Source organism: Variovorax paradoxus (genome assembly GCF_030811855.1).
Classification (GTDB): domain Bacteria; phylum Pseudomonadota; class Gammaproteobacteria; order Burkholderiales; family Burkholderiaceae_C; genus Variovorax; species Variovorax paradoxus_L.
This window is the reverse complement of the sequence record NZ_JAUSRN010000013.1, coordinates 1-12,333: the sequence shown is the minus strand read 5'-3', so window position 1 is coordinate 12,333 and position 12,333 is coordinate 1. Positions and strand designations below refer to the sequence as shown.

The window sequence follows — 12,333 nt, the reverse complement described above, 5'->3', positions numbered from 1 at the left end:
GCCTCATCTACCTAAGATGGGCGGACATAAAAAAGACTTCAGGGAGTCGCAGTGTTTAACCAAACGCAGGCTATTGCGTGGGGCGCTCGTGTGCGCGCTACAAGCCGCCTTTCGGCGGGTTCGGCCTTGTCCATTCTGGCCATCACCCTCGTCGGGTGCGGTGCGCCTGCACCCAAAGAGTACGGTGGCTCCTGGGCGCCGGTGAACCGCTTCCAGAGTGCGGCTACCGAGATCCCGCTCTCGCCCGCCTACACGTTCTACGCTTCGCCCATGGACGCGACGCTCAGGACCATGCTGAAGCGCTGGGCGTCGGACAACGGACTGCAGTTGTCCTATCAAATAGGCTCCGACTTCACCCTCCACCAACCTGTCGCGAAGGTTCGCACCAACGACCTCCAGTCGGCCATGGGCGAGCTGAGCGCCATCTACTCGCCGCAGGGTGTGTCCATTTCGGCGGACGGCAAACAAATCCTGGTTCAGGCCACAAGCGCCGCTGCGCCGGCCACACCCGGGCCGCGCTGATGTTCAAGAACAACGCGTCGACCTCGAAGATCGACCAAACCATCAGTCAATCGGTCAACTTCGAACTCACTGTTGCGGACATCGCACGACGCAGCGAACGGCGCGCCTGGTGGGTTGCGGGCTCTGCCGTGGTCATGTCGCTGGTGCTGCTGGGCGGCTACTTCTACGTGTTGCCGCTCAAGGAGAAAGTGCCTTATCTGGTCATCGCAGATGCGTACACGGGCACCAGCACCGCCGCACGCCTGACCGACGACGCGGCTTTGCAGCGCGTCACCACGAGCGAAGCGATTAATCGCAGCAACGTTGCCCACTTCGTGCTGGCGCGCGAATCCTACGACCTGGCGATCACCAATTTGCGCGACTGGACCACGGTGCTGACCATGTCGTCGGGCAACGTCTCCGGCGGCTACACCAACTTGTATTCGTCGGGAAATCCCGTCAACCCGTACACCATTTACGGCAAGGACAAAGCCATCCGGGTCCGCATCCTGAGCATCACCCTGATCGGTGGCGGAGGCGGCGAAGTGCCCAAGGGCGCCACGGTGCGCTTCCAGCGCAACGTCTACAACAAGCAGAACGGCTCCTCGGTGCCTCTGGACAGCAAGATCGTGACGATGGCGTTCACCTACAAGTCCAACCTCACGATGGACGAGCAGCAGCGGATCGAAAATCCACTCGGCTTCCAGGTTACCGACTATCGCGTGGATACCGACTACGCCTCATCACCGCCCGAAGAAGTCCTGAGCAATCTCAAGCCCGCCGAAAGCATGCCCGCGATGCCCGGCGCAGCGCTCCCGCCGGGCACCGATGCCCTTGCTGGCGCGGTAGGCAGTGCCCAAGCGGTGACTTTGCCTGGGCAAGCCGTCATGCCAACCACTCCTCCTCCACCCACTTTCGGGGCACCAGGCGCCCCCGCGCCCGCCGCCCCAGTCGCGCCGACAGGTGCCAATCAGGGAACGCGCCGCCGATGAAATCACAACAGTCCAACCACCGCCGATGGGCGCTGATAGCCGCAGCGTGCGCAGTCATCGCCAGCGCCATGCCCTGCGCCTTTGCGCAAACCGTCCAGATGTACGAGTACCAGCCCGACCGCATCTACCCGGTGCGTGCCGGCCTGGGCATCAGCACTCAGATCGAACTGAGTCCTGAAGAAAAAATCCTCGACTACAGCACCGGCTTCAGCAGTGGCTGGGACCTTAGTCGTCGCGACAACGTCTTCTACCTGAAGCCGAAGAACGTCGATGTGGACACCAACATGATGATCCGCACCGCGATCAACTCGTACATCTTCGAACTCAAGGTCGTGGCCACGGACTGGCGAACCCTGGAGCAGGCGCGCAATGCGGGCGTTCAATACCGGATCAAGTTCACCTATCCGGCCGACATGACCTTCGGCAAGGAAGCCAAAAGCGTCGCCGAAGCACCCGCGCTCAATACGGCGCTGCTCAAGGACCGGAGCTACAACTTCGAGTACGACTTTGCCACCAGCAGCGCCGGCGCAGCCTGGCTGGTTCCGATCAATGTCTACGACGACAGTCGCTTCACTTACATCAAGATGAGCGACCTCAAGCAGTTCCCGACGGGCAACTTCCCGACCGTGTACATGCGCCAGAAGGAGCGAGACGAGGACTCCGTGGTGAACACCACAGTCGAAGGCAGCACCCTCATCGTCCACGGGACCTATCCCTACCTGGTCATCCGCCACGGCGACAACGTCGTGGGTCTTCGCAGGAACACCGTCCAGTGAACCAACATCCTCCTTCCCGAACAGGAGACGCCGTGCCCAATCACGACCGGCAAGATCCCACGGACGGCAATAGCCAGCCTGCTTTTCAAGCCAATCCCTATTCGAGGCAATTCGAGGGCATGGGAGCGACCGCCGCACCCAACCTGGACGCGCACGCGCCGGAGCTCAAATCCAGCGAAATGCAGCGCATGAATCGCCGCGCCCTCGGGTTCCTCGCGGGCATCGTGCTTCTGCTCGGGTTGGCTGCCATCTGGCTGATCGGCAACGTGATGCGTCCCGACAAGCCACAAAAAGCCAAGGAAGAAGTGGTGATGGTCCCCGCAGCGCCCCAACTGCCGGCACCGCCGCCCCTACCACGGGTTGCCACGCCACCAACCCCACCCATCCCGTTGGCCCAGCCATCGCTGCCGCCGATTCCGCCCGCACCGCAAGGCCCACAAGGTCAGCATGGTCCGACGCTCATGGAGCGCCGCATGGCATCGAGCGCGGGCACGATTGCAGTGGGTCCCGCAGATGGTGGCCAGCCCGGGCAAGGTCAATATCCCGGCATGGCACCAGGTATGGGCGGCATCCCCGGCATGCCCGGCGTGGGCGGCGACCAGGGCATCGCGCCGAACAGCGCCTATCGCATGAAGCCGCTGTCGGCCGTGTCGAGCGCACAAGCCCTTGTCCATCCGAACGTGCTCATGCTGCGCGGCACCTACATCCGCTGCGTGCTGGAGACGCATATCGTCAGCGACATTCCGGGTTTCACGTCCTGCGTCGTGACCGAGCCGGTCTACTCCGTCACCGGCAAGCGCATGCTGTTGCCGAAGGGCTCAAAGGTGCTCGGAAAGTACGACACCGAACCCAATGGCGATCGCATCGCCGTCATCTGGGATCGCATCGTCACCCCGAACGGGATCGATGTGAACATGGCCAGTCCCGGCGTCGACAACCTCGGCGGCTCGGGTCATCCGGGACACCTCGATCAGCACTGGGGCCAACGCATCACTTCGGCCCTGCTGATCAGCATGTTCGCCGACGCCTTCAAATACGCACTGGCACAGAACGGCCCGCAGTCGACCACCGTTGCGGCGGGGGGCCTCGCCGTCCAGTCGCCTTACGAGAGCACCACGGCGCAGACCTTGCAAAGCCTGGCCACCCAGGCCGTGCGCCGCAACGCCAACCGGCCTGACACGGTCACCATCAACCAGGGCACCGTCGTCAACGTCTACGTCGCCAAGGATGTCGACTTCAGCGCCGTGGTCGCGAGCTTCTGACACGGCATCGTTCCCCATGCCCGAAGAACTCGTTGCCGCCGTCTCGAACGAATTTCTGGATTACCAGTACCAGGTGCTGGGCATCCGGGACTTCATGCTCTCGCCCGACGTCACCGAAATCTGCATCAACCGGCCCGGCGAGATTTATCTCGAAAACCGTTCCGGCTGGCAGCGCGTCGAGGTGCCGGGTCTCACCGCCGCGCGTGCCTTGCAGTTCTGCACCACCGTGGTCAACGAGAGCAACACGGGCCAGCGCATCACCGACGTCAACCCGGTCGTCTCGCTGACCTTTCCCACCGGCCAGCGCGCGCAGTTCGTCATTCCCCCGGCCGTTGAAGCGAGCCAGGTGTCCATCACCATCCGGCTCCCGTCCAGGCAGACCCGCACCTTGGGCCAGTACCACGAGGACGGATTTTTCGACAAGCTGCTCGAAGAAACATCAGGCATCAGCGCGCAGGACAGGGAACTGCTCGAACTGCGCACCGCAGGTCGCTATGCGGACTTTTTCAAGCAAGCCGTCCTGCACAAGAAAAACATCGTGGTCTCGGGTGCCACCGGCAGCGGCAAGACCACCTTCATGAAGTCGCTCGTCCACCACATTCCGGCCGACGAGCGCCTCGTCACCATCGAAGACGCGCGCGAACTCTTCATCGAGCAGCCGAACGTGGTGCACCTGCTCTACTCCAAGGGCGGCCAGAGCACTGCCAACATCAGCGCCAAGACGTGCATGGAAGCATGCCTGCGCATGAAGCCTGACCGGATCATCCTGGCCGAATTGCGCGGCGACGAAGCGTTCTATTTCATCCGCAATTGCGCCTCGGGCCATCCGGGCTCCATCACGAGCTGCCACTCGGGCAGCACCGAGCAAACGTGGGACCAGCTGGCGCTCATGGTCAAGGCATCGAGCGAAGGCGCAGGACTCGAATTCGCCACCATCAAGCGCCTGCTCATGATGACGATCGACATCATCGTGCACATCAAGGCCCATGCGGGGCGGCGATACATCACGGGCATCGACTTCGACCCCGGTCGCCTGGCGCCCTCCGGCGCCTCCTGAGACCGAAGGAGCAAACACCATGTTCCCGGGAATGGAAGCCATCGCTTGCCCCAACCTTGCCGTTCCGGCACAGGTCATGCGGCATGTCGTCCATGTCGAATCCGGCGCCAATCCGTTCGCCATCGGCGTCGTCGGAGGCCAACTCGTGCGCCAGCCCAAAACGCTTGAAGAAGCAGTGGCCACAGCGCAAATGCTCAAGTCCAAGGGCTACAACTATTCGCTTGGCGCAGCGCAAGTCAACCAGATCAACTTTCGCCAGTACGGGTTCGATACCCACGAGAAAGCCTTCGATCTTTGCGCCAATCTGGCTGCGGGTGCCAGCATCCTGGCCAACTGCTATGCCCGTGCCGGCGGCGACTGGGGCAAGGCCTTCAGCTGCTACTACTCCGGCAACTTTGTGAGCGGATTTCGTAGCGGCTACGTGCAGAAAATCTACGACTCGATCAGCCGCGGCGTCACCCTCGCACAGGCACCGGCAGAGCCGCCCGCCGCGATTTCCCTGCGCCCGACCAGCGCGCAACCAACCGCCGCCGCGCCAGCACTCATGCCTGTCACCGGCGCGCAGTCCGCCACAGCGGTGCAACCCACCACCGCGGCATCACGCATCTCGATGCGCGTGGTTCCACTGGGTGCTTCCACGCAACCAGTTGCCGCGCCTGCAATCACTACCGCACCCATTGTCCCGCCAGATGCGGCGGCATCGGGCGCCGCCCTTAATGTTTTCGTGCCCCAGGTTCGCCATCCAGGCGCGGGCAACGCGCCAGCCGCAGCAGTACAGACCGCTCCGATCGATCGCCCTGCCGGCGACGGCGCGTTCGTCTTCTGACCCGGCCCTTCACTTTTACCAACCAGAGAGGAACTCACCATGCACCGCACACACAACAACACCGCTTCGTCGTTCGCCAGCAGCGCGCACGCACGCAGGCTCCGCGATCTCGCCATTGCCGCACTGATCGTTCTGCCGTGCCTTGCGGCACAGGCGACAGGGGCAGACGGCGGGCTCGGGGACACCGCGTGCGGTTTTGTCAAAACCATCGTCGGCGTGCTCAACGCCGTGTCTATCGTCGTGGTCACCGTCGCCATCATTTTCTCGGGCTATCAGATTGCATTTGCCCACAAGCGCATCAGCGACGTTGCTCCAGTCTTCATTGGTGCCCTGCTGATTGGCGCGGCCACCCAGATTGCCAAGCTGTTTCTTGGCGGCAGTTCCACCGTCGGCGGTGGCACTAGCTGCTCGGCCAGCATCACGATCGATCCCTTGACCCAACTCGCCGGCATCGTGCAGTCGCTGGCTCACTATGCATAAAAACGCGATGTTCCGCGGCTGCACCCGCCCGCCCATGTTTATGGGCGTGCCCTACGTTCCATTTTTTGTGGGCGCGGGCGGATGCATGTTGCTGTCTATGTACTTCAACCTGTTCTATTTGCTGCTGATCCCCCCGGTCATCTTCGTCATGCGCTTGATGGCCAAGCGCGACGAAATGATTTTCCGGCTGCTCGGGCTGCGCCTGCAGTTCCGTGTACGCACGCGCAACATCGGACAGCATGAGGGCATGTGGGTGTTCACGCCCAACGTATATCGCGGGCAGTCCAAAGACAACGTCTAGAAGAAGCCAGGATTCCACAGCCATGTCCACGCCCCTCTTCAGCCCTGACACGCCCATCAGCGATTTCATCCCGCTGTCCACGCACGTGTCTCCTACCGTGCTCAAGACTACGGGTGGCGACTACCTCCTGACTTGGCGACTCGAAGGGTTGCCCTTCGTCGGCCGCGAAGAATGGGAGCTCGAGCACCGGCACAACACCTTCAACCGCATGCTGCAAACGCTGCGCGCGCCGGACTTCACCAACGTGGCCTTCTGGGTGCACGACCTGCGCCGCCGCCGGCACGTCAAGGACAGCAGCCGGTTCAAGGAAGCCTTCAACCAATCGTTGTCCGATGCGTACTTCAAAGGGTTGTCGTCGCAAAAGCTCATGCAGAACGAGCTCTACGTGACGATGCTGTACCGCCCCGTGGTCTCGGGCAAACGCTTCGTCGAAAAGTCCGCCAATGTCTCTCGGCTGGCGTCCGAACAGCAGCAAGCCATCGACAAGGTACTCGAACTGGCCGGCAACATGGAGGCGGTGCTCAAGGACTACGCGCCCGCACGCCTTCGCATGTACGAAGCCACCAACGGCATCGTCTTTTCGGAAACCCTCGAATTCTTCGGCTACCTGCTCAACCGCGTCGACGAGCCCGTGCCGGTGCTGAAGGCGCCCGTCTACCGCTACCTGGCCGTCAGCCGCCAGCGCTTCTCGGCCAAGACCGGTGACTTCGTGTTGACCACACCCAACGGGGTCAATCACTTCGGCGCCATCCTCAATGTCAAGGAATACCCCGACGGTACCCATCCCGGCATCCTCAACGGGCTCAAGTACCTCGACTTCGAATACGCCATCACCCATTCCTTCAGCCCCATGGGACGGCACGACGCGCTCAAGGCGCTCGAGCGCACCAAGGGCATGATGATTTCGTCCGGCGACAAGGCCGTCAGCCAGATCATCGAGCTCGATCAGGCCATGGACCAGATTTCATCCGGCAACTTTGTGCTGGGCCAGTATCACTTCACCATCGCCGTCTACGCGCCCGACCAGGCGACGCTTTCCCAGCACATCGCCACCACCCGCGCCGAGCTTTCCAACGCGGGCTTCGTCTCGATCAAGGAAGACCTGGCCGTCACGGCCGCGTTCTACGCGCAATTTCCCGGCAACTGGAAATACCGCACCCGGTTGGCGAACGTCAGTTCGCTCAATTTTTTGGGCATGTCGCCACTGCACAACTTTGCCAGCGGCAAGCGAGACAACAACCCCTGGGGCTCGTGCGTCACCACGCTGCAGACCGTCAACGGCCAGCCTTATTTCTTCAACTTTCACGCCACGCTGCCGGGCGAGAACTCCCTGGGCGAGAAGGCCATTGCCAACACCATCGTCATCGGCAAGTCGGGCACCGGCAAGACGGCGCTCATCAACTTCCTGCTCAGCCAGATCCAGAAGCTCGACCCGTCGCCCACCATCTTCTTCTTCGACAAGGATCGCGGCGCGGAGATCTTCGTGCGCGCCTGCGGCGGCAACTACCTCTCGCTGGAAAACGGGCAGCCCACCGGCTTCAATCCCTTCCACTGCGAGCGCACCGAGGCCAACGTCCAGTTCCTGAGCGACCTCGTCAAGGTGCTGGCCGCCAAGCCGGTCTACACCTCTCGTGAAGAAGACGACATCTTTCGCGCCGTCGAAGCCATGCTCGACACCCCCGAGCACCTGCGCAACATGACCAACTTCCAGAAGAGCCTGCCCAACATGGGCGACGACGGCCTCTTCATCCGCATGCGCAAGTGGACCGCGGGCAACTCGCTGGGCTGGGTGTTCGACAACCCCAAGGACACCATCGACCTGCAGAAAGCCAACATCATCGGCTTCGACTACACCGATGTCATCGACAACCCCGAGGTGCGCGTCCCGGTCATCAACTACCTGTTGCACCGGCTCGATGCCCTGATCGATGGCCGCCGCCTCATCTACGTGATGGACGAATTCTGGAAAATTCTCGACGGCGGCGGCGCCCTCAAGGACTTTGCCAAGAACAAGCAGAAGACCATCCGTAAACAGAACGGCATGGGCATCTTCGCCACCCAGAGCCCTGAAGACGCGCTGGGCAGCGACATCTCGGCCGCACTCATCGAGCAGACCGCCACCATGATCCTGCTGCCCAACCCCAACGCCAGCCGCAAGGACTACATCGAGGGCCTGAAGCTCACCGAGTCCGAGTACCAGGTGGTGGTCAGCCTCGACGAGCGCTCGCGCCGCTTTCTTGTCAAACAGGGCCACATGTCCTCGGTGTGCCAACTCGACCTGCGCGGCATGGATGACGCGCTCGCCGTCATTTCCGCCTCCACCGACAACATCGAGATCCTGCACAGCGTGCTGGACGAGAGCGCCAGAGCCGAAGGCATCTCCGTCAACGAACTGCGGCCCGAGCAATGGCTGCAGGACTTCTACGACCAGCGCAAGGGCAGCGGCAAGCGAGCCTCCGCGTCCACGGATCAGCCCGTGCAGCGTTCGGCACGTCCGCGTCTCATTGCCTGATCGACCTCAAGCCATGTCACCCATCACTTCAATACTTCGGAGGTTTCCATGAGACTGCGCACCTCTTTCGCGGCCCTCTCCCTCGCACTGGGCATCGCCGGCGTGAATACATCCGCACAAGCCCAGGCTCCAGATCCCTGCACCCTCTACCTCTGCATGGCCAGCATCTCCGGCCAAGGCACCCCTACCGGCAGCTGTGCCTCCGCCATCGCCTACTGGCACATACCGTTCCCCGGTGGCCTTGCCATCTGGACCTACTATCCCGTTGTCAAATTCTGGCCAGACCAGTCTCACGACTACCGCAAGCAGTACATGAACAGCTGCTCGGGCGCAACCAACACCCAGAACAACAGCAATATTTCCGACGCCATCATGGACCAATGGGGGCGGGTCGAGTGAGCGCAGGCATCACAGCAACACACCCACACATGCGCCATGCAGGCCCCACTGAACAAGAAGCTGCGCCTCTACCTGCTGAGCTGGCGAACAGAAGCCATTGCCGTCCTTTGTTGCACGGTGATCTACCAGCTTTTCACCCACCCCAAAACTCTTTCTCAGTTTGCCGCGGATTCACTCGGTCGAGTTCTGATGATGCTTGGCGTGGCAGTGTTCGCAGTCGTGATCCTCTGGCTGTGGTGGCGCGTCAGCAGCAGGTTCTTTCGCTTTCTGCTCGCACCGCCGGTGAAAAAACTGGCAAGCCACAAGAACCACAAGAGCGCCAAACATTGAATTCAGGTCCGCACCGGCTGCCGCACCACGACAACTATGCCTAAAGGGAATCCCACCATGTCACAACACATTGAAGTCCGCCGATTCCTGCCAAGCAGTGCAATCCGTTGCGCTCTGGTCGTCGCAACCTGGATGCTGATGAGTGCCGCCCATGCGCAGGTGGATGTCAAAGACGCGGAGGCCGAAAAATCCCTGGACAAGATCGACTCGACCACTGGCGACATCAAGAAATCGGCCTCCGACATCCTCAGTCAGCTCAAGAACAGCACCCAAAACCTCGGCTTTGCCGCCACCCTAACTCCCAACAACAAGCTTCAGAAAATCGGCGACGTCTCCGGCTACATCTCCCAAGCCTGCCCCAGTTCCAGCAGCAGTGTCGCGGCGGCCGGTGCGGGCGCCGGCAGCCAGGCCCTCACCAGCCTGACCACCATCAGCGCAACCGGCAGCAGCGACGTGTCGCAAAAAATCTGCCAGGAACTCATCCAGCTTCGCGTGCAGTCGTTCAACGAGACGATCGACATGGCCAACCGCTTCGAGCAATACAGCCAGCAGATCACCGCCATCGACAACAAGCGCAGTTCCAGCAACACCCATGGCGACGTGCAAGCCCTCACCAACGAGGCCACTCGCACCACGGCCAAGCTGCAAGCCGAAATGGGCTTTTGGCGCACCCGTATCGACGCCTACGACGCGGCCATCAAATTCCACGAAGGCCAGCAGAACACCCTCACAAAGACCGCCATGAAGGGCAGTGGGAGCGGGGGTGCCAGTGCCGACAGCTTCGGCCGCATGAATGCGGGTCAGCTCATTCAAGCCGCCGCCATTGCCGCGGCCCTGGCCGTCAAGTAGCCATCGCCCCATTGCACCGAGCACAAACTTCCCTCAGGGAACCCCATGTCGCAACACATTGAAGCCCGTCCCTACTCGCCGCGCGGCGCCCTCCGCTCGGCACTCGCCATGGCCGCTCTGGCGCCCATGGGCGCAGCCCATGCGCAAGTGCCCGATGCCGGCGGCGGCGCCTTCGTCTTCGGTCTGATCTACAAGTGGCTGTCCGGCCGAATTAGCGATTTCGGCGTCGAGTTCATGGGCCGGGCCATGCAGTGGGTCAGCACGGTCGCGCTGGGGCTGCTCACGCTCTGGATTCTGATCCAGGGCTTTCGCATCCTCACCGGCCAGTCGCGCGAGCCGATGATTGCCCTGGTGGCCAGCATGAGCCGCAACGCCCTGATCGTGATCGCCGCAAGCACCATGGCCCTTGGGGGCTCAGACCTGCACTCGATCTTCACGAACGGTCTGCTCAAGGAGGTCAACTACATGGTTACCGGCGAGAAGGAATCGCCCGTCTCGGCCATCGACAAGAACCTGGTGCTCACCCAGGTGGTCATGTCGGCCATCGACAACGCGCAGGGCCTGGACGTGAGCACCAGCGGCTCCAACGTCACCAGCGTGGGCATGTCCTCGCTCGTCGGGGCGCTGGGCGTGTCCAGCCCGGCGATCACGGCCGGGGCGCTGCTGCTGACCTACCAGGTGGGGCTGGCGCTGTTCATCAGCCTGGGGCCGCTGTTCATCCTGTGCCTGATCTTCAAGCAGACCGAGTCGCTGTTTCACAAGTGGCTGCTGTACGGCATCGGGCTGCTGTTTTCGATGGCGGTGCTCAGCTTCATGGTGTCGCTGGTGCTGGAGTTGAACCTGCGCATTGCCGCGGGGCTGTGGGCGAGCAAGGCGATCACCAGCTTTCTGGGTGTAGGCGGCAGCACGGGCCTGACCAGCCAGGCGATGCTGCAAGGGGGCATCGGGCTGCTGCTGACGGTGCTGCTGGTGACCGCGCCTGCGGCGGCGGCGCAGTTCTTTGGGGGGACGCTGGGGCAGTTCTATACGAGCTCGGTGCTCGGTGGTGGGGCCGGCGCGCAGCAGGGGCCGGGGGGGCAGGCGCCGGGGACTTATTCGCCGGCGGCGCAACCGACATCAACCGCACCACCAAGAAGCGGCGGAATGGATCAATCTCAGGTCGGCAGCAATGTCCCAGCCTCCCGGACCTCTATGCAGCCCCCGGCGGATGAAATCAGACCCGCGTCCATTCCAGCCAAGGCTCTCAATATCGACGGAGAAGCGCGATGAGGTCCGCGCTACGTACGGCGGCCCTGTGGCTGGGTTTGCTGATGGCCAGCTTTGGGGTACATGCCGAGGGCGGGTTCTGCCCGCCGGGCACCATCGACCATAACAACGGCCGGGCAGCAGCGATTGTTTGCTCGCCGATTCCGGGATATGGGCAGCAGCAGGCGCCGCAGCAGCCCGCTGAGGTTTGGCAGGATCGGTTTGGGGCCATTGCAATTGACAGTCCCAATCGCATCACAGCTTCCGCCGTCAATATGCGAAACGAAGGATCTGCAAAAGCTACTGCAATATCCAATTGCAAAGCCCAAGGCGGCGTCACATGCGAGGTTGAAATTACGTTCAAGAACGGCTGTGGTGCAGTTACCACCAGCGACACAAACCATGTCGCTTCGGTCGGTGCAAACATCGACGACGCCAGTGCCGCTGGCTTGAAGAGTTGCAGATCACTCGGCGATCCGAACTGTCGCGTCTACTACAAGGTTTGCAGTCCAGCCGTGCGAGTTCGATAGCGACTATGACGCACCTCCTGCCGGGCTCACCGCTCTTCTTGCGATCACCACCACCCCCTGCTGGCAACGCTCCTGGATAAAGCGGCTACGAACCAGCAATTTCATAGCAAATACTCCATGAACCGCATCGCCTCATTTCTCGCCGGCACCGCTCTCGGTCTGGTTTGCCTTCATGCCTTTGCGCAGAACGCGCGGACACAGACGCAGGTACCCAGCTTGTGCGCGGCCAACGAAGAGCCGGTGTTCTCCTGCACGCTGCAAGGCTCCAGCCGC

Annotated in this window: 14 protein-coding genes; all 14 read left to right on the top strand. The window is 62.1% G+C overall.

The window, feature by feature from the left end:
• Positions 1-126 precede the first annotated feature (126 nt).
• From J2X92_RS21910 to J2X92_RS21845, 14 genes are read left to right on the top strand one after another with little or no spacing between them, the layout of a single operon-like run.
• On the top strand, positions 127-522 hold the full coding sequence (locus J2X92_RS21910) for a TcpQ domain-containing protein (protein ID WP_307578688.1): 396 nt from the start codon (positions 127-129) through the stop codon (positions 520-522).
• Positions 522-1,493, top strand: a complete 972-nt coding sequence (locus tag J2X92_RS21905; protein WP_307578686.1) for a virB8 family protein — start codon at positions 522-524, stop codon at positions 1,491-1,493. The genes J2X92_RS21910 and J2X92_RS21905 overlap by 1 nt, the downstream gene beginning before the upstream one ends.
• Positions 1,490-2,269, top strand: coding sequence for a TrbG/VirB9 family P-type conjugative transfer protein (locus J2X92_RS21900; protein ID WP_307578684.1), 780 nt, complete (start codon positions 1,490-1,492; stop codon positions 2,267-2,269). Before J2X92_RS21905 ends, J2X92_RS21900 begins: the two co-directional genes overlap by 4 nt.
• A gap of 32 nt (positions 2,270-2,301) precedes the next feature.
• The gene (locus tag J2X92_RS21895) at positions 2,302-3,531 is read left to right on the top strand and encodes a TrbI/VirB10 family protein (RefSeq protein WP_307578682.1); all 1,230 of its coding nucleotides are present in this window, start codon (positions 2,302-2,304) and stop codon (positions 3,529-3,531) included.
• Positions 3,532-3,547: 16 nt separating this feature from the next.
• The gene (gene virB11 / locus J2X92_RS21890) at positions 3,548-4,588 is read left to right on the top strand and encodes a P-type DNA transfer ATPase VirB11 (protein ID WP_307578680.1); all 1,041 of its coding nucleotides are present in this window, start codon (positions 3,548-3,550) and stop codon (positions 4,586-4,588) included.
• Between the two features lie 19 nt (positions 4,589-4,607).
• Positions 4,608-5,414 carry a lytic transglycosylase domain-containing protein gene (locus J2X92_RS21885; protein ID WP_307578678.1) on the top strand — a complete coding sequence of 269 codons (807 nt, stop codon included), beginning with the start codon at positions 4,608-4,610 and terminating at the stop codon, positions 5,412-5,414.
• 39 nt (positions 5,415-5,453) lie between these two features.
• Positions 5,454-5,894 (top strand): TrbC/VirB2 family protein, encoded by a 441-nt coding sequence (locus J2X92_RS21880; RefSeq protein ID WP_307578677.1) that lies wholly within the window; start codon positions 5,454-5,456, stop codon positions 5,892-5,894.
• A 7-nt stretch (positions 5,895-5,901) separates the two neighbouring features.
• A complete protein-coding gene (locus tag J2X92_RS21875; protein ID WP_307578676.1) occupies positions 5,902-6,195 on the top strand; it encodes a type IV secretion system protein VirB3 in 294 nt (97 codons plus the stop codon).
• A 22-nt stretch (positions 6,196-6,217) separates the two neighbouring features.
• Complete coding sequence (locus tag J2X92_RS21870; protein ID WP_307578675.1) at positions 6,218-8,707, top strand: VirB4 family type IV secretion/conjugal transfer ATPase; 2,490 nt, start codon at positions 6,218-6,220, stop codon at positions 8,705-8,707.
• A 48-nt stretch (positions 8,708-8,755) separates the two neighbouring features.
• Positions 8,756-9,106, top strand: coding sequence for a hypothetical protein (locus J2X92_RS21865; RefSeq protein WP_307578673.1), 351 nt, complete (start codon positions 8,756-8,758; stop codon positions 9,104-9,106).
• Between the two features lie 36 nt (positions 9,107-9,142).
• Positions 9,143-9,436, top strand: a complete 294-nt coding sequence (locus tag J2X92_RS21860; protein WP_307578671.1) for a hypothetical protein — start codon at positions 9,143-9,145, stop codon at positions 9,434-9,436.
• A 57-nt stretch (positions 9,437-9,493) separates the two neighbouring features.
• On the top strand, positions 9,494-10,285 hold the full coding sequence (locus J2X92_RS21855; RefSeq protein ID WP_307578669.1) for a hypothetical protein: 792 nt from the start codon (positions 9,494-9,496) through the stop codon (positions 10,283-10,285).
• 45 nt (positions 10,286-10,330) lie between these two features.
• A complete protein-coding gene (locus tag J2X92_RS21850) occupies positions 10,331-11,554 on the top strand; it encodes a type IV secretion system protein (RefSeq protein ID WP_307578667.1) in 1,224 nt (407 codons plus the stop codon).
• Positions 11,551-12,060 (top strand): DUF4189 domain-containing protein, encoded by a 510-nt coding sequence (locus J2X92_RS21845; RefSeq protein ID WP_307578666.1) that lies wholly within the window; start codon positions 11,551-11,553, stop codon positions 12,058-12,060. Before J2X92_RS21850 ends, J2X92_RS21845 begins: the two co-directional genes overlap by 4 nt.
• Positions 12,061-12,333 lie beyond the last annotated feature (273 nt).

Coding starts and splice junctions, on each gene's coding strand:
- J2X92_RS21905 (WP_307578686.1), top strand. CDS start 522: ATGTTCAAGAACAACGCGTCGACCTCGAAGATCGACCAAACCATCAGT.
- J2X92_RS21900 (WP_307578684.1), top strand. CDS start 1,490: ATGAAATCACAACAGTCCAACCACCGCCGATGGGCGCTGATAGCCGCA.
- virB11 (WP_307578680.1), top strand. CDS start 3,548: ATGCCCGAAGAACTCGTTGCCGCCGTCTCGAACGAATTTCTGGATTAC.
- J2X92_RS21885 (WP_307578678.1), top strand. CDS start 4,608: ATGTTCCCGGGAATGGAAGCCATCGCTTGCCCCAACCTTGCCGTTCCG.
- J2X92_RS21880 (WP_307578677.1), top strand. CDS start 5,454: ATGCACCGCACACACAACAACACCGCTTCGTCGTTCGCCAGCAGCGCG.
- J2X92_RS21875 (WP_307578676.1), top strand. CDS start 5,902: ATGTTCCGCGGCTGCACCCGCCCGCCCATGTTTATGGGCGTGCCCTAC.
- J2X92_RS21870 (WP_307578675.1), top strand. CDS start 6,218: ATGTCCACGCCCCTCTTCAGCCCTGACACGCCCATCAGCGATTTCATC.
- J2X92_RS21865 (WP_307578673.1), top strand. CDS start 8,756: ATGAGACTGCGCACCTCTTTCGCGGCCCTCTCCCTCGCACTGGGCATC.
- J2X92_RS21860 (WP_307578671.1), top strand. CDS start 9,143: ATGCAGGCCCCACTGAACAAGAAGCTGCGCCTCTACCTGCTGAGCTGG.
- J2X92_RS21855 (WP_307578669.1), top strand. CDS start 9,494: ATGTCACAACACATTGAAGTCCGCCGATTCCTGCCAAGCAGTGCAATC.
- J2X92_RS21850 (WP_307578667.1), top strand. CDS start 10,331: ATGTCGCAACACATTGAAGCCCGTCCCTACTCGCCGCGCGGCGCCCTC.
- J2X92_RS21845 (WP_307578666.1), top strand. CDS start 11,551: ATGAGGTCCGCGCTACGTACGGCGGCCCTGTGGCTGGGTTTGCTGATG.